The organism is Polynucleobacter sp. AP-Latsch-80-C2, assembly GCF_018882185.1.
GTDB lineage: Bacteria > Pseudomonadota > Gammaproteobacteria > Burkholderiales > Burkholderiaceae > Polynucleobacter.
This window is the reverse complement of sequence record NZ_JACVOY010000007.1, coordinates 113,012-129,149: the sequence shown is the minus strand read 5'-3', so window position 1 is coordinate 129,149 and position 16,138 is coordinate 113,012. Positions and strand designations below refer to the sequence as shown.

18 protein-coding genes are annotated in these 16,138 nt (G+C 43.6%); 16 read left to right on the top strand and 2 right to left on the bottom strand.

Annotation, left to right across the window (positions count from 1 at the left end; translation table 11 throughout):
• The coding region (locus ICN47_RS09255) for a cytochrome bc complex cytochrome b subunit (RefSeq protein ID WP_216219646.1) at window positions 1-1,172 on the top strand (1,172 nt) is incomplete at its 5' end.
• 41 nt (window positions 1,173-1,213) lie between these two features.
• On the top strand, window positions 1,214-1,987 hold the full coding sequence (locus tag ICN47_RS09250; protein WP_216219645.1) for a cytochrome c1: 774 nt from the start codon (window positions 1,214-1,216) through the stop codon (window positions 1,985-1,987).
• Window positions 1,988-2,181: 194 nt separating this feature from the next.
• Here ICN47_RS09250 and ICN47_RS09245 read toward each other — a convergent pair.
• A protein-coding gene (locus ICN47_RS09245; RefSeq protein ID WP_216219644.1) for an IS3 family transposase occupies window positions 2,182-3,539 on the bottom strand; the annotation gives its coding sequence in 2 pieces (ribosomal slippage) (window positions 2,182-3,074 and window positions 3,074-3,539; 1,359 coding nt in all).
• Window positions 3,540-3,698: 159 nt separating this feature from the next.
• On the opposite strand from ICN47_RS09245, the gene ICN47_RS09240 reads away from it, so the two are divergent.
• The 3 genes from ICN47_RS09240 to ICN47_RS09230 are packed head-to-tail and all read left to right on the top strand — an operon-like array spanning window position 3,699 to window position 4,810.
• The gene (locus ICN47_RS09240) at window positions 3,699-4,118 is read left to right on the top strand and encodes a MarR family winged helix-turn-helix transcriptional regulator (protein ID WP_215340327.1); all 420 of its coding nucleotides are present in this window, start codon (window positions 3,699-3,701) and stop codon (window positions 4,116-4,118) included.
• Window positions 4,119-4,128: 10 nt separating this feature from the next.
• The gene (locus tag ICN47_RS09235; protein ID WP_215340325.1) at window positions 4,129-4,365 is read left to right on the top strand and encodes a CDGSH iron-sulfur domain-containing protein; all 237 of its coding nucleotides are present in this window, start codon (window positions 4,129-4,131) and stop codon (window positions 4,363-4,365) included.
• A gap of 31 nt (window positions 4,366-4,396) precedes the next feature.
• Window positions 4,397-4,810: a DoxX family protein gene (locus tag ICN47_RS09230; protein ID WP_216219643.1), complete on the top strand. Its 414-nt coding sequence runs from the start codon at window positions 4,397-4,399 to the stop codon at window positions 4,808-4,810.
• A 416-nt stretch (window positions 4,811-5,226) separates the two neighbouring features.
• Here the strand turns inward: ICN47_RS09230 and ICN47_RS09225 are convergent, their stop codons facing one another.
• On the bottom strand, window positions 5,227-6,141 hold the full coding sequence (locus ICN47_RS09225; RefSeq protein ID WP_216219642.1) for a LysR family transcriptional regulator: 915 nt from the start codon (window positions 6,139-6,141) through the stop codon (window positions 5,227-5,229).
• 100 nt (window positions 6,142-6,241) lie between these two features.
• Here ICN47_RS09225 and ICN47_RS09220 point away from each other — a divergent pair, with 100 nt between their 5' ends.
• The 11 genes from ICN47_RS09220 (at window position 6,242) to pcaF (ending at window position 16,130) form a co-directional block, all read left to right on the top strand.
• The gene (locus ICN47_RS09220) at window positions 6,242-7,387 is read left to right on the top strand and encodes a muconate/chloromuconate family cycloisomerase (RefSeq protein WP_216219641.1); all 1,146 of its coding nucleotides are present in this window, start codon (window positions 6,242-6,244) and stop codon (window positions 7,385-7,387) included.
• 11 nt (window positions 7,388-7,398) lie between these two features.
• Window positions 7,399-7,689 carry a muconolactone Delta-isomerase gene (gene catC, locus ICN47_RS09215; RefSeq protein ID WP_216219640.1) on the top strand — a complete coding sequence of 97 codons (291 nt, stop codon included), beginning with the start codon at window positions 7,399-7,401 and terminating at the stop codon, window positions 7,687-7,689.
• Window positions 7,690-7,763: 74 nt separating this feature from the next.
• Window positions 7,764-8,684, top strand: a complete 921-nt coding sequence (gene catA / locus ICN47_RS09210) for a catechol 1,2-dioxygenase (protein WP_216219639.1) — start codon at window positions 7,764-7,766, stop codon at window positions 8,682-8,684.
• A gap of 44 nt (window positions 8,685-8,728) precedes the next feature.
• Window positions 8,729-10,099, top strand: coding sequence for a benzoate 1,2-dioxygenase large subunit (gene benA, locus ICN47_RS09205; protein ID WP_216219638.1), 1,371 nt, complete (start codon window positions 8,729-8,731; stop codon window positions 10,097-10,099).
• Window positions 10,096-10,587 carry a benzoate 1,2-dioxygenase small subunit gene (gene benB / locus ICN47_RS09200; RefSeq protein ID WP_216219637.1) on the top strand — a complete coding sequence of 164 codons (492 nt, stop codon included), beginning with the start codon at window positions 10,096-10,098 and terminating at the stop codon, window positions 10,585-10,587. Before benA ends, benB begins: the two co-directional genes overlap by 4 nt.
• Before the next feature lie 17 nt (window positions 10,588-10,604).
• Window positions 10,605-11,627 (top strand): benzoate 1,2-dioxygenase electron transfer component BenC, encoded by a 1,023-nt coding sequence (benC, locus tag ICN47_RS09195; protein ID WP_216219636.1) that lies wholly within the window; start codon window positions 10,605-10,607, stop codon window positions 11,625-11,627.
• Window positions 11,627-12,412, top strand: coding sequence for a 1,6-dihydroxycyclohexa-2,4-diene-1-carboxylate dehydrogenase (locus ICN47_RS09190; RefSeq protein ID WP_216219654.1), 786 nt, complete (start codon window positions 11,627-11,629; stop codon window positions 12,410-12,412). Before benC ends, ICN47_RS09190 begins: the two co-directional genes overlap by 1 nt.
• A complete protein-coding gene (locus ICN47_RS09185) occupies window positions 12,412-13,611 on the top strand; it encodes a benzoate/H(+) symporter BenE family transporter (RefSeq protein WP_216219635.1) in 1,200 nt (399 codons plus the stop codon). Before ICN47_RS09190 ends, ICN47_RS09185 begins: the two co-directional genes overlap by 1 nt.
• The gene (locus ICN47_RS09180) at window positions 13,604-14,272 is read left to right on the top strand and encodes a 3-oxoacid CoA-transferase subunit A (RefSeq protein ID WP_216219634.1); all 669 of its coding nucleotides are present in this window, start codon (window positions 13,604-13,606) and stop codon (window positions 14,270-14,272) included. Before ICN47_RS09185 ends, ICN47_RS09180 begins: the two co-directional genes overlap by 8 nt.
• Before the next feature lie 2 nt (window positions 14,273-14,274).
• The gene (locus ICN47_RS09175; RefSeq protein ID WP_216219633.1) at window positions 14,275-14,922 is read left to right on the top strand and encodes a 3-oxoacid CoA-transferase subunit B; all 648 of its coding nucleotides are present in this window, start codon (window positions 14,275-14,277) and stop codon (window positions 14,920-14,922) included.
• Window positions 14,922-16,130 carry a 3-oxoadipyl-CoA thiolase gene (pcaF, locus tag ICN47_RS09170; protein ID WP_216219632.1) on the top strand — a complete coding sequence of 403 codons (1,209 nt, stop codon included), beginning with the start codon at window positions 14,922-14,924 and terminating at the stop codon, window positions 16,128-16,130. Before ICN47_RS09175 ends, pcaF begins: the two co-directional genes overlap by 1 nt.
• Window positions 16,131-16,138 lie beyond the last annotated feature (8 nt).

Sequence of the window (16,138 nt, the reverse complement as noted above, 5' to 3'; positions counted from 1 at the left end):
CTGCTAAGGCTTTTGAGTCAGTTGAATACATCATGCGCGAAGTGCCATGGGGCTGGATGATTCGCTATATGCACTCCACCGGCGCCTCTATGTTCTTTGTGGTGGTTTATATGCATATGTTCCGTGGCTTGATCTATGGTTCTTATCGTAAGCCACGTGAGTTGATTTGGATCTTTGGTTGCGCAATTTTCTTGTGCTTGATGGGCGAGGCATTCTTTGGCTACTTGCTCCCATGGGGTCAAATGTCTTATTGGGGCGCTCAAGTTATTGTGAACTTGTTTTCTGCAATTCCATTCATTGGACCAGACCTGTCTTTGTGGTTGCGAGGCGACTACGTTGTTGGTGATGCAACTCTAAACCGCTTCTTTGCATTCCATGTGATCGCAATTCCATTGGTATTGGTTGGCTTGGTTGCAGCCCACATTTTGGCTCTGCATGAAGTAGGCTCAAACAATCCAGATGGTGTAGAAATTAAAGATACGCTTGATGCTAACGGCCACCCGGTTGACGGCATTCCATTTCACCCTTTTTACTCAGTACATGATGTGATGTATTTGGGCGGGTTTTTGATGGTTTTTGCTTGTATCGTATTTTTTGCTCCAGAGATGGGTGGTTACTTCCTCGAGGCAAATAACTTCGTTCCTGCAAACCCATTCCAAACGCCTCCGCATATTGCACCAGTGTGGTATTTCACGCCGTTCTACTCGATGTTGCGTGCAACCACTTCAAGCTTCTTGTTACCTTTATGGATTTTCCTAGCAGTCATTTTGGGGATGTTTGCTCTGAAGGCGAAAGATCTTAAGGTTAAGGCTGTCTGCGTGGCAATCGCGCTGGCATTGGCTGGCGGCTTCTTTTTATTCGATGCCAAGTTCTGGGGTGTTGTGATCATGGGTGGCTCTGTTGTGATCATGTTCTTCTTGCCTTGGCTCGATAACTCTCCAGTTAAGTCGATTCGCTATCGCCCAGGATTCCATAAATATATTTATGGAATCTTCGTGGTGACTTTCGTAATTTTGGGTTACCTCGGTATTCAGCCACCATCACCAGTATTTGAAAAGATTTCTCAGATTTGTACTATTTATTATCTGGGCTTTTTCTTGGGAATGCCGTTCTGGAGCACGCTTGGTAAATTTAAGCCTGTTCCAACCCGCGTTACTTTTGAGGCTCATTAATTCACGCCTAAGATATTGGCAAAGAGAAATTAGGAACTAGTATGAAACGAATTCTGCAAACTTTAATGAGCATCTGCCAGGCAACAGTATTGGTTGCGGCCCTGGGCCTTGGTGCTAACGCCAATGCAAATGAAGGCGGCTTCCCATTGGATACGGCGCCGAATCGCGTAAGCAACAATGCTTCATTGCAAAACGGTGCAAAGATATTTACTGCTAACTGCGTTGGTTGTCATTCTGCAGCAAGTATGCGCTACAACCGCTTACGCGATATTGGCTTGACCGATCAGCAAATTAAAGAGGGCTATATCTCGGGCGATGCCAAAGTGGGTGATCTCATGGTCAGTGCGTTAAATCCAAAAGACGCAAAAGTGGCTTACGGTAAAGTGCCTCCCGATATGTCTGTTGAGGCTAGAGCTCGAGGCGCAGACTGGCTTTATACCTACTTCCGTACCTTCTATAAGGATGATAGCCGTCCTACTGGTTGGAATAACCTAGTTTATCCAAACGTAGGCATGCCGCATGTGCTCGCGTCCATGCAGGGCATTAGAGCCGCTAAATTTGAGGAGCGTAAAGATCCACATGACTCCGAAAAAGTAGAAAAGGTATTTATAAGGTTTGATCAAATAAGCCCTGGCTCAATGACTAATGAGGAATTTGATAGCAATATGGGTGACTTAGTGTCGTTCCTCTCATGGATGGCTGAGCCAGTCCAGTTGGAGCGTAAACGCCTCGGAATTTTCGTACTTATATTCCTAGCAATCTTTACTTTACTGGCTTGGCGCTTGAATAAGGCTTATTGGAAAGATATTAAGTAGTAGATCCATCTGTGCCTGCTAATTTCTTTGGAACTAATACAAGCGTTATATTTTAGGGTTAATCCTAGCTATATTCTGTATTAGTTAGGGCTAAAGTTTGAATGTCATAGTAAAGTTATTTTTAGATCTGCGTCTGCTGCAAGGAGCACTAAAACCACCTTCGTGAACTGACCCCCAAAAGTTGGACAGTTTAGTTAGGTTAGCACGAGGGATTGAGTTCGGTATTGCACCGGGCTCAATCCCTTTAGTTTTTGTTTGATTCGATCATGGTTGTAGTAGTGGATATATTCATGTAGCCCCTGCTTAAATGATTCGATCGTCTCAAACTTCTCTTGGTAGAAGAACTCGCTTTTCATGATCCCAAACCAGTTTTCCATGACGGCATTATCTAAGCAATTGCCTTTTCTGGACATGCTTTGGGTAAGGCCTTGTTCTTTTAAAGCCTCCTGATAAAACCCCATCTGATATTGCCAGCCCTGGTCTGAGTGCAGCATGGGTTTATCTTTTGGTTTTAGTTGCTTAAAAGCCTGTTGGAGCATTTGCATCACCATGCTGATCTGAGGACGATCAGTGATCGTATAAGAGATGATCTCTTGGTTATACAGATCTAAGATTGGTGAGAGGTAGACCTTCTCACCCTTTATATTGAACTCCGTGACATCAGTTACCCACTTCTGATTAGGCCTACTTGCTCCAAAGTTACGCTCTAGTAAATTGGGAGCCACCTTACCAATAGCGCCTTTATAAGACTGATAGCGTTTAGGTCTGACAGTCGACTTGATCCCCAGCTGAGCCATCAGTTTTTGTACGGTCTTGTGATTGAGGTAGCAGCTCTGGGAGCTAAGCGCTGTCTGCACCCGGCGATAGCCATAGCGACCTTTATGGGCATGGAAGATGGTCTTGATCTGCATCTTGGTATCGAGATAAGGATCTGGTTTAAAGCTGGCATTAACCCAGTAGTAATACACACTCCTAGGTATTCCAACTACTGTCAAGATCACTTGTAGTGGATAACTCCGCCTTAACTCAGTAATCACTTGGACTTGTTCTTGCTTGCCAAGTGCTTTTGCTGGGCTAAGGCTTCTAACTTTTTTAGATAAGCGTTCTCCACTTCTAAATACTGCGCTTTGCGCAGTAACTCTTCATGTGTCAGCTCAGAAGATGGCCTAGCTAGTAGCGCTGCAATCTCACTTTGTTTTGGCATGGGCGGTCGTCCCTTGGGTTTGGATTGCAAGGCTGCAATACCACCTTCATTGTAGAGTTTTTGCCACATCCAAACCGTGCTTGGAGAAGGGATATTGAAGTGGGCAGCTGCGTAATGAAGGGAGACTTGGTACAAGTCGATGTATTGCAGGACTTGCATTTTGAACGACGCAGGATGGTGCACAGGCTTTGGGTTAAGCCCAGCAACGCCATGGAGCCGATGGACTAAAACCCAATTACGGACCTGAGCATGACTAATCTTAAATAGATGGGCAACCCGCTTGAGGCCACCAGACTTTAAAAACTCCTTAACTACCTTTAGTTTGAACTGCTTACTGTATTTGCTCATAAAACAAAACCCCCTTGGTTGGACTTGATGTCCAACTTTTGGGGGTCAGTTCATTCGGGTGGTTTTTTCATTCGTGCAGCAATGTCGTTTAAAACAACAAATCATTGATTGTGTAAGTGATTTGACATTAGTCCATATATGGACTATATTAGTACGCATATGAACTTTCTACCTATCATTAAACAGTTGGCTAGGGCCTATCAAGAATTTGAGGGCTACTCTTCTACCCACATTCGCGGGCTGGGGCTTTTACCAGTTCAGTTTGATGTGATTGCCACACTAGCCAATCAGCCGCCAATGAGCTTTAAACAGTTGGGAGAGAAAACTTTGATTTCTAAAAGCTCCCTCACTGGTGTCGTTGGGCGAATGGTTCAAAAAGGCTTGATTGCTACTCAAGAAAATCCTGATGATGCTCGCAGTCATTTGCTCAAGCTGACTGCTAAGGGACAAAAGATTTTTGAACAAGTCTTTCCAGAACACCTTAAGCATCTTGAAATGGCATTTCAAAAGCTGTCAAAAAAACAAATGAAAGAGATAGAAGAATCTCTTAAAACCCTCAAATCCATTTTTATTAGTTAAAGGAAACACTATGAATCCACATGTCGCTCAAAAAGCCCCTTACGCAGTAGAAGTAACTGCTGGCCAGACTTACTACTGGTGCTCTTGCGGTCTAAGTAAGAATCAGCCATTTTGTGATGGTAGCCATAAAACCACCGAATTTGCGCCAGTAGCAATAACAGCTGAAAAGACTGAGACCGTTTATCTGTGTGGTTGTAAGCATAGCGCTAATGGCGCGTTTTGCGATGGCAGTCATAACAAGCTCTAAGAGCTCTGGATAATTTTTATTAAGGAAAAAAATGAAAAACTTTGAAAATGTATTAAACCTATTAGGTCGTATTGCTATTGCCGCATTGTTCCTACCGGCAGGACTGAATAAGTTAATGGGCATTGAGGGCACAACAGGTTATTTCACATCACTTGGATTACCAGCAGTAGCTGTAATCGTTTGGGTGGTCATTGCTATTGAAATCTTAGGTGGCCTTGCTTTAATTCTTGGCTATCACACTCGTTTTGTAGCAATTGGTTTGGCAATCTTTACAGTATTGGCAAGTATTGTTGGTCATGCCTTCTGGGCCGCTCCAGTTGATGCCGCATTTATTGCTCAGCTATTGTTCTTTAAGAATATTGCTGTTACCGGTGGTTTATTAGTATTGGCTTCATCAGGCGCTGGTTCAATTAGCATTGATGGCCGCAAGACAAAAACGGAGTAATTTCTTAAGCGTTACTTAAAGTAACGCTTATCAATCCCTCAAAAAAGAACTTTGGAGCAACGAAGTGCTAAACGGTTGCTCCAAAAATCCTGTGGTTATGAAAACCAAAGAGTGATCCCACGCTTCCTTTCAATCCCTGAATTTGCTTACACACCGACACTGACCACCCGCAGAGCCCCTGTTTATAAGGGTCTATCTTGGGTGTCTACTCTCATAACCAGAGAACCTAAGCAGGACCTAAAACTCAAAAAAAGCTAGCTTTTGAGACTAAAGGTGAGATTTGGTCATTTGAGCGTTACTTTAAGTAACGCTTGGCATGCTAGAAAGTGTGCAGGCAATTACTGCACATTTTTCAATGGCGATACTTTAAATAATCTACTTAAAAAAATATATTGGGATTGTAGTGTGCGGCAAATTTATAACTCTTCTCGCGTATAAGAAATACCCTCTTCGTCATAGATGCAATAAATTAAATCAAGCATTGCCTTAATTTCTTCAGACTTATCCATTGATCTAGTGCTCATGATGATGGGGGAGTAGGCATGTTTTTCATTTAATTCTAGATATACAACGTCATCACGTTTCATGCCCTGCAAGCTAAATGGAACAATGGATACACCTTCGCCTGCAGCAACAAGGCCAATAGCTATTTGTAATTCTCGAACTTCAATAATCTTTTTGGGATGAACATCCCTTTCTTTGAAACCATTTAATACTTGGTCTGCGTAACTAGGACGGGGATTTTTTGGAAAGACAATGAGATTTTCATCGGCTAAGTCTTTTAAGTTGATAGGCTTTTTTGATTTTGATAGTGGGTGCTCATAAGGAACTGCAGCAATGAGTTTTTCCTCCCTCAATACAATCCGTCTGATATTGGCGTCTTCATGACGTACTCTTCCAAAGCCAATATCAATCTTTCCATCTTTCAAAGCTTTGAGCTGTTCCATTGTTGTCATTTCATACATCCGCAATTCAATGGAATTAAATTTGGCTCGATATTTTCGAATAATTTTCGGAAGTTTTCCGTAGAGCGTTGATGCAACAAAACCAACATTCAGAATTCGGTTGATATTCCCAACCCGTTGAGTCATAGCCTTGAGCTCGCCAGTTCTAGCTAAAACCTGCTTGGCATGCTCATAGAAAAAGTTGCCCGCGTCTGTCAGTTTGAGGGGTCGCGAGTTCCTTACAAACAAAGTTACGCCCAACTCTTCTTCGAGTTGTTGGATCTGTCTGCTCAAGGGCGGCTGTGCAATGAAAAGTTTTTCAGAAGCTCTTGTGAAGTTCTTTTCTTCTGCAACAGCAACAAAGTAGCGTAGGTGCCTTAATTCCATATGTATACCTTTTAAGTATCAAAAGGATACCAAATCAGTCTTGGACGCGTCAAAAAGACCTGTTTAGAGTTCAATTATCGAAAAACTATACGAAATAGATATGATCAAATCAGTAGAAACCCTAATAGTTGATGTGCCGACTATCCGCCCACACAAGTTATCTGTGGCCACGATGAATGCCCAGGCTCTTGTTTTGGTGCGCATTCTTTGTGATGACGGTATTGAGGGATGGGGTGAGGCCACCACGATTGGAGGTCTGAATTATGGTGAAGAGAGCCCAGAAAGTATCAAGACCAATATCGATACCTATATGGCACCCCTGATTGTTGGTATGAAAGCCGATCAGGTTGCCAGGGCAATGAATAAGTTGCGCTCCACTATACAGGGTAATCGTTTTGCTAAGTGCGCAATCGAGACTGCATTGCTTGATGCTCAAGGTAAGCGCCTTGGTGTTCCGGTTAGTGAACTGCTAGGCGGCCGCGTTCGGGATGAGCTTCCAGTTGCATGGACATTAGCAAGTGGAGATACTAAAAAAGATATTGCCGAAGCAGAGAAGATGATTTCACTGCGCAGACACAATATTTTCAAATTGAAAATTGGCTTGCGCTCTGTTGAAGCGGATGTAGAACACGTACTCGCAATTAAACGTGCATTAGGCTCTGATATTAGTGTGCGTGTAGATGTGAACCAGGCATGGAGTGAGTTAGATGCTGTTAAAGGTATAGCTTCACTTCAGGCAGGTGGAATTGATTTAATTGAGCAGCCTGTCAAAGCTTCATATAAAGCAAGCATGGCTCGCCTGACTAATCAGTTTGATGTTGCCATCATGGCCGATGAAGCATTGCATGGTCCTTTTGATGCATTGGAACTAGCAAATAAATTTGCCGCCGATGTTTTTGCCGTCAAGATCAATCAGTCAGGCGGTCTCTTCCCAGCACTTCAGGTGGCAACCATTGCAGAACTTAGTGGCATTAGTTTGTATGGCGGCACCATGCTTGAAGGTGCAGTTGGTACAGCAGCCTCTGCCCATGTGTTTTCTACTTTCAGCGACTTAGCATTTGGAACCGAATTATTCGGACCACTATTACTTACTGAAGAAATTCTGACTGAGCCATTGGTTTACAAGAATTTTTCTCTACAGGTTCCTAAAGGTCCTGGTCTTGGCATTCAGTTAGACATTGAAAAAATTAATTATTTAAAACGTCAGCAAGGTCATTCAGACCAAGTTGATTTGATACCTGCATAAAAGGAGACAACATGTTATTCCACGTAAGAATGAATGTGAATTTACCCACTTCAATGCCAGAAGCTGAGGCAGCCGTATTGAAAAAGAAAGAAAAAGAAATTGCACAAGGATTGCAAAGTTCTGGCAAGTGGCGTCATCTCTGGCGCATCGCCGGCCAGTACGCAAACATTAGCGTATTTGATGTTGCGAGCGTAGAAGAATTGCATACAGCTATTTCGACACTTCCACTATTTCCATACATGCAAATTGAAGTAATTCCTTTGTGCAGACATCCATCTTCCGTAAGGGAGGACGACAGTTAATTATTTGAAAAATTTCACAGATATGCAGTTGGTAGCGAACTTAATTACACACATACAAATTAATAGGATACAAAATGAAACATACAGAAATTGAAAAATTGGCCAAAGAATGGATCGTAGATGCAGCCGATTCTCCTGCGAACAAGCGTGTTCAAGAAATTACATTGCGCTTGGTTACCGACCTATGCAAAGCAATTGAAGACTTGGACATTACCCCAACAGAATTCTGGAAGGGGTTAGAGTATTTCTCAGAGGCTGGCGCACGTAATGAATTAGGCCTATTGGCTCCTGGCATTGGTCTAGAGCGCTTCTTAGATATGCGCGCGGATGAGGCCGATGAGAAGGCTGGCCTAACAGGCGGTACACCACGTGCTATTGAAGGCCCCCTGTATGTTGCCGGCGCCCCAGAGTCTAAGGGATTTGCTCGCATGGATGATGGTACTGAAGTAGATAAAGCGGAGCCATTGTTTATGCAAGGTACTGTTTATGGTGCTGATGGCAAGCCCCTGGCTAATGCAAAGGTAGAGATGTGGCATGCCAATACATTGGGTGGATACTCCTTTTTTGACAAGACTCAGTCTCCTTATAACTTACGTCGCACAATCTTCACCGATGAAAATGGCCGTTATGCGATGCAAAGCATCATGCCAAATGGTTACGGCTGTCCACCGGATGGCTCCACCCAGGCTTTATTGGATTTATTAGGTCGTCACGGTAATCGCCCGGCACACGTTCATTACTTTGTAACTGCACCTGGCCATAGAAAGTTAACTACTCAAATCAATATTGATGGTGACAAATACCTCTGGGATGACTTTGCATTTGCTAGCCGCGAAGGTTTAGTGCCCCCAGTATTGCGTATAAGTGACCCGGCTGAAATGAAAGCTAAGGGCGTAAGCAAGCCATTTGCTTCGATTGATTTCGATATTCAGATGGTGGTTGAAAAGCCAGCAGCTGCATCTGGAATCGTTGATAGAGCTCACTTCACTGCGTAATTTGAATCAGGGGTACTTGTACCCCATTCATAAAAGGATAAAAAATGATCCCAATTCATGTAGATAACAGTCCAAAACTCAAAAGCCTTGATGAATTCTTGATTGAGGATAAAGAGAAGGGCGACTATCGTCTTCACCGTAGTGCTTTTACCGATAAAGATTTATTTGAATTAGAGATGAAGCACATATTTGAGGGTAATTGGATTTATTTGGCGCACGAAAGTCAAATCCCAAACATCAATGATTACTACTCTACCTATATTGGTAGTCAGCCAATCTTCATTTCTCGTAATCGTCAGGGTGAATTAAATGCCATGATGAATGCTTGTAGCCATCGTGGCGCTCAGTTGTGTCGTCATAAGCGCGGCAACAAGGCTACTTTCACTTGCCCATTCCACGGCTGGACATTTAATAACAGCGGAAAGCTCTTGAAGGTTAAAGACCCAGAGGAGGCCGGCTACCCAGAGTGCTTTAACAAGGAGGGCTCGCACGACCTCAAGAAGGTTCCTAAGTTTGAAAGCTATCGTGGTTTCTTATTTGGAAGTTTGAATGATGATGTCGCCCCTTTAAAAGACTTTTTGGGTGAAGCCGCCAAGATCATTGACATGATTGTGGATCAATCTGCTGATGGACTCGAAGTATTGAAGGGCGCTTCAACTTATACCTTTAACGGTAATTGGAAGCTTCAGGCAGAAAACGGTGCCGATGGTTATCACGTATCTGCTGTTCATTGGAACTATGCTGCAACTACTAACCATCGTAAAGAGCAAGAAGCAATTCGCGAAGACAAAATCAAAGCAATGGATGCTGGCAAGTGGGGTAAGCAAGGTGGTGGCTTCTATTCGTTTGATCACGGCCATATGCTCCTCTGGACAAAGTGGGCTAATCCACAGGACCGGCCAAATTTCCCGAGGCACCAGGAATTTTCCGATAAGTTTGGCAAACCAATTGCTGATTGGATGATTGAGCGCTCCAGAAATCTTTGCTTATATCCAAACGTGTATTTGATGGATCAGTTTGGTTCACAGATCCGCTTACTGCGCCCATTGGCTGTTGATAAAACTGAAGTCACTATCTACTGTATCGCTCCAAAAGGCGAGTCAGCAGAAGCGCGCTCTAGAAGAATTCGTCAATACGAAGACTTCTTTAACGTGAGCGGTATGGCTACTCCAGATGATTTAGAAGAGTTTAGAGCTTGCCAGGAAGGCTTTGCTGCAAAGACGCTTGAGTGGAACGATATGTGCCGTGGTTCAGAGCATTGGATTGAAGGCGCTGACGATGCGGCTAAAGAGATCGGCTTGAAACCCGTATTAAGTGGCTTAAAAACTGAAGATGAGGGCCTGTACACAGTTCAGCATCGCTATTGGCTTGAAACAATGAAAAAAGCAGTTGAGCAAGAGCAGGTGAACGCATGAAAACAATCTCCATATCAGATATTAATGCATTTTTGTATTACGAGAGTCGCCTGTTGGACGATGAGCAGTGGGATGAATGGCTTGAATGCTATAGCCCAGACGCTGAATTTTGGATGCCTTCCTGGGACGATAACGATGAGTTAGTCACAAATCCACAAGAAGAAATTTCTTTGATTTATTACCCAAATCGTCAAGGCCTTGAGGATCGTGTATTCCGTATTAAGACTGAACGCTCAAGCGCAACTATGCCTGACACCAGAACCTGTCACAACATTACTAATGTTGAGTTAGAGAAGCGTGATGGTGATATCTGCACGGTTCGCTTTAATTGGCACACCCTAAGTCATCGATACAAAACCAACTACAGCTACTTTGGTATGTCTCGTTATGTAATCGACTTCTCCGGCGATAAGCCAATTATTTTGAACAAATATGTCGTTCTTAAAAATGATTACATCAGTCAAGTCATCGATATCTATCACATATAAACGAATGGCAGAATGCTATGAGCTATAACATTGCACTACAGTTTGAAGATGGGGTAACCCGCTTTATCTCCTGTAATGAGAACGAGAAACTTTCTGATGCTGCATATCGTCAGAAAGTGAATATTCCACTCGATTGCAGGGATGGGGCTTGTGGTACCTGCCGTGGTTTATGTGAATCTGGTGATTACGATCTACCTGAGTCTAGCTATATTGAGGATGCTCTTACTCCGGAAGAAGCTGCTCAGCGTCAGATTCTGGCTTGTCAGATGAAGCCCAAGTCAGATTGTGTAGTGAAGATTCCCGCATCATCTGCCGCATGTAAGACTGGATCTTCATCATTCCCAGGAAAGATTTCAAAAATTGAAAAACTATCGAACTCAACAATTGGGTTCTCAATTGAGCTTGATGATCCTGCTTCTTTAACGTTTTTACCTGGCCAATATGTCAATGTGCAAATTCCAGGAACAGACTTAACACGGGCCTATTCTTTTAGCTCACCGCCTGGCGCATCCATTACATCTTTTGTAGTGCGTAATGTCCCTAATGGTCGTATGAGTCAGTATCTATCAGACATTGGTAAGTCAGGCGATGCGATTTCATTTGCCGGACCAAATGGCAGTTTCTATCTACGTGAAGTTAAACGTCCGCTGTTATTTCTCGCCGGTGGAACAGGTATTGCACCATTTTTATCCATGCTGGACTCTTTGGCTGCATCAGGATCTGCGCATCCAATCAAGATGGTATTCGGCGTAACAAATGATATGGACTTGGTAGCTCTAGATCAGCTCGAAACCTTGAGGACGAAATTGCCTGGTTTTGAATATCGAACAGTAGTGGCTTCTGCTGAGAGTAATCATGAGCGCAAGGGATATGTCACAGAGCATATTGAAAGCGAATGGCTAAATCAGGGCGACGTGGATGTCTACTTATGTGGTCCTGTAGCCATGGTAGATGCTGTAAGAAATTGGTTGGCTGGAGCGGGTGTTACCCCAGCAAATTTCCTGTTTGAGAAATTCTCTCCAAGTGCTGTAGGTGCATGATGACTCAGGCGCTAAGATTTAAGAATAAAGTTGCTATTGTCACGGGTGCTGCTCAGGGGATTGGCGAAGGTGTGGCAATTGCCTTAGCCAAAGAGGGTGCAAAGGTTGTTTTGGCTGACCGCTCTGATCTAGTTGATGATGTGGCAAAGAAGCTGGGTAAGCTAAAAGCAAAGTCTTTGACGGTTAAAGTTGATTTAGAGACCTATGCTGGTGCTACCAAACTAATTTCCGAGGCAGTAAAGGCATTTAAAAAGATTGACATTATTGTTAATAACGTCGGTGGCACTATTTGGGCAAAGCCTTACGAGAACTATGATGAAGATCAAATAGAAGCAGAGATTCGTCGCTCCTTATTTCCAACCTTATGGTGTTGTAGAGCTGTATTGCCGGTAATGATTAAGCAACAGCATGGCGTTGTCGTAAACATTTCTTCAATTGCTACTCGCAGTATTCACCGTATTCCATATGCCGCAGCAAAAGGCGGAGTAAATGCGATGACTGCTAGCTTAGCATTTGAGCATGCTAAAGATGGTATTCGCTTTAATGCGGTCGCTACTGGTGGAACTGAAGCTCCTCCGAGAAAGATTCCGCGAAACAAGAATAAATTATCCAAGCAAGAAGAGCTTTGGTATCAAGGGATCATTGACCAAACAATTGATTCCAGTTTGATGCATCGGTATGGAACAATTGAGGAGCAGGTAAGGGCGATTTTGTTCCTAGCTTCTGATGAGTCATCCTATATCACTGGCACAGTATTACCAGTTGGTGGCGGAGATTTGGGCTAATGAAGCGCGCCTTTTTCGAAGATATATCACCCTCTTCAATTACGGCTGGATTTCTAGTTGTATTGATTTCCTATGCTGGGCCGATGCTGATATTTTTTCAGGCCGCATCTCTAGCTCAGGTATCTAATGAAGTTCTATCTTCTTGGGTATGGGCGGTATCGTTTGGTGGTGGTATTTCCGGGATTTATCTCAGTTGGAAATACAAGATGCCGATCATTACTGCTTGGTCCGCTCCTGGCGCTGCTCTCTTAATCGCCTTATTTCCGCATATGTCGGTCAATGAGGCAATTTCTTCTTATATCACTGCCGCAATGATCATTCTATTGATTGGCATTACGGGTACCTTTGACAAGCTAATAAAGCATATACCCAAGGGAATAGCGGCTGGAATGATGGCGGGCATTCTCTTCCAGTTTGGTATCAATATATTTAAATCTGTATCAACCATGCCTGCCTTGGCTTTATCGATGATCGGAATTTATCTGATATTCAAAAGGCTGATACCAAAATTTGCGATCTTGGTTGTTTTATTTTCAGGAATCGGGCTGGCATATCTCATTGGTGATGTTAATCCAGATAATTTCAGGCTAGCTTTGGCGCATCCCACATTCTTAACCCCTGTGTGGACTTGGGAATCAACATTCAGCTTTGCAATACCGTTAGTTCTAGTAAGTTTGACCGGTCAATACTTGCCAGGAATGGCAATCCTCAAGTTATCGAACTATCACGTGCCTGCTAAGCCCATTATTACTTTTACAAGCTTCATGTCACTTGTAACCGCATTCTTTGGTGGCATTACCACTACGACTGCAGCGATTACGGCAACCCTATGTACAGGCAAGGAAGCTAACGAAGATCTAAACAAGCGATATGTTGCAGGCATCTTCAGCGGCGTTTTCTTTTTAATTGGCGGTTCCTTAGCAGGTTCAATCGTTCTCATTTTCACCAGTCTTCCAAAAGAGCTCATCGCGCTTTTGGCTGGCTTAGCTTTACTTGGCGCAATCGTCACTAGCCTCATGAGCACTTTAGAAGAGCCTGATCATCGTGAGGCTGCCGCAATCACATTTTTAGCAACTGCATCTGGCATGACTTTTTTAGGTCTAGGATCGGCATTCTGGGGAATCGTGATTGGATCTATTGCATATGTTGTTTTTGATAAAGATTTATTGAAATTAAAGAGCAAAGAAAAGAATGATTGATAAAACATCGACTTCAATACACGAAGCTATAAAACAAATCAAAGATGGCTCAACCGTCATGATTGGGGGCTTTGGGACGGCTGGTCAGCCTGCGCAGTTAATTGATACTTTAATTGAGCATGGAGCCAAAGAGCTAACAGTAGTAAACAACAATGCTGGAAATGGTGATCTTGGCTTAGCTGCCTTATTAAAAGCGGGGCAAGTAAAGAAGATTATCTGTTCATTTCCAAGGCAATCCGACTCTTATGAGTTTGATAAGTTGTACTACGCAAAAAAAATTGAACTCGAATTAGTCCCGCAAGGTAACTTAGCAGCTCGTATTCAAGCAGCAGGGGCTGGTCTTGGTGCTATCTATACCCCAACAGGATTTGGCACTCTCTTGGCTGAAGGCAAAGAAAGCAAGATGATTAATGGCAAAGGATATGTACTTGAGTATCCGATTCATGCCGACTTTGCACTCATTAAGGCATTTAAAGGTGATCGCTGGGGCAATCTGACTTACAGAAAGAGCGCCAGAAATTTTGGCCCGATTATGGCTACGGCAGCGAAATGCACGATTGCACAAGTGAATGAGGTGGTGGCTTTAGGAGATATTGATCCCGAGCATGTCATTACTCCAGGAATATTTGTAAAGCACGTTGTTGCTGTGAAGGGGAAATAACTATGGCATATCAACGTTTAACAAGAGAGCAGATTGTTCAAAGAGTGGCTCAGGATATTCCAGAAGGCTCTTACGTCAATTTGGGCATTGGTTTGCCTACAAAAATTGCCAATTATCTTGATCCGAATAAAGAAATATTTTTACAAAGCGAGAATGGTGTTCTTGGCATGGGCCCAGTGCCAGAAAAAGGTAAAGAAGATTCTGATCTGATTAATGCTGGTAAAGAATTTATCACCTTGCTAAAAGGTGGTTCGTACTTTCATCATGGCGATTCGTTCACGATGATGCGTGGTGGCCATATCGACATCTGTGTGCTTGGGGCATTCCAGGTTGCTCAAAACGGTGATTTGGCTAATTGGCATACCGGTTCACCAGACGCGATTCCCGCTGTAGGTGGGGCGATGGATTTAGCAATTGGCGCAAGAAATGTATTTGTCACTATGGAGCATGTCACTAAGAATGGTGAGGCAAAGATTGTTGAGAAATGCACATACCCACTTACCGGTATGGGTTGCGTAAATCGCATCTACACAGATCTTGCTGTTATCGATGTTACGCCAAAGGGTTTGATTGTGAGTGAAATGGTTCCTGGGCTCACCTTGGACGAACTCAAAAAACTCACTGACGCACCTTTATTCATGGCTCAATAATGAAAAATCTCTCAAACGCCTATATTTGCGATGCTATTAGAACGCCATTTGGCCGTTACGGCGGATCGCTTTCCTCCTTAAGGGCGGATGATTTGGCGGCCCTCCCAATTCAAGCATTAATGATGCGCAATATTGTTGACTGGTCTGCTTTAGATGATGTCATCTATGGTTGTGCGAATCAGGCTGGTGAGGACAACAGAAACGTTGCCAGAATGGCCTCCTTACTTGCGCGACTTCCAGTTGAAGTACCTGGTTCAACTATTAATAGATTATGTGGATCAAGCCTGGATGCAATCGGCGTAGCAGCAAATGCGATTAAAGGTGGCGGTAACCATTTAATGATTGCGGGCGGCGTGGAGAGTATGTCGCGCGCACCATTTGTAATGGGTAAGGCAGATTCTGCTTTTTCGCGTTCGGCAAAAATTGAAGATACAACTATTGGTTGGCGTTTTATTAATCCATTAATGAAAGCCCATTATGGAGTTGATTCTATGCCTGAGACAGCGGAAAACGTTGCTGAGGATTTTAGAATTACTCGTGCGGATCAAGATTTATTTGCATTTACCAGTCAACAGCGAACTGCGAAGGCGCAGGCAGCAGGAATTTTTGATGATGAAATTATTCCAGTCAATATTCCGCAAAAAAAGGGTGACCCTGTTGTGTTCTCTGAGGATGAGCACCCACGTCTCACCACCCTAGAAACTTTGGCCTCTCTAAAAAGTATTGTTAAGCAGGGTGGAACAGTAACTGCCGGAAACGCATCGGGCGTAAATGATGGCGCTTGCGCATTGCTTATGGCTTCCGAAGCGGGAGTTAGGCAACATTCCTTAACTCCAAAAGCACGCGTTGTTGCTATAGCAGCAGCAGGCGTCGCTCCTAGAATTATGGGCTTTGGCCCATCTCCAGCAGTCAAGAAGGTATTGAGTAAGGCCGGGTTAAAGCTCAGTCAGATGGATGTTATTGAATTGAATGAAGCATTTGCATCTCAGGCCTTGGCCGTGACACGAGATCTCGGCCTTCCTGATAACGCTGCCCATGTTAATCCAAATGGAGGTGCAATTTCTCTCGGACACCCCTTAGGAGCATCGGGTGCGAGATTGGTTACTACATCAATGTATCAACTCATTCGCACTAATGGTAAGTACGCACTTTGCACTATGTGTATTGGTGTGGGCCAGGGCATTGCATTAATTATTGAAAGAGTTTAGGAGCTTTA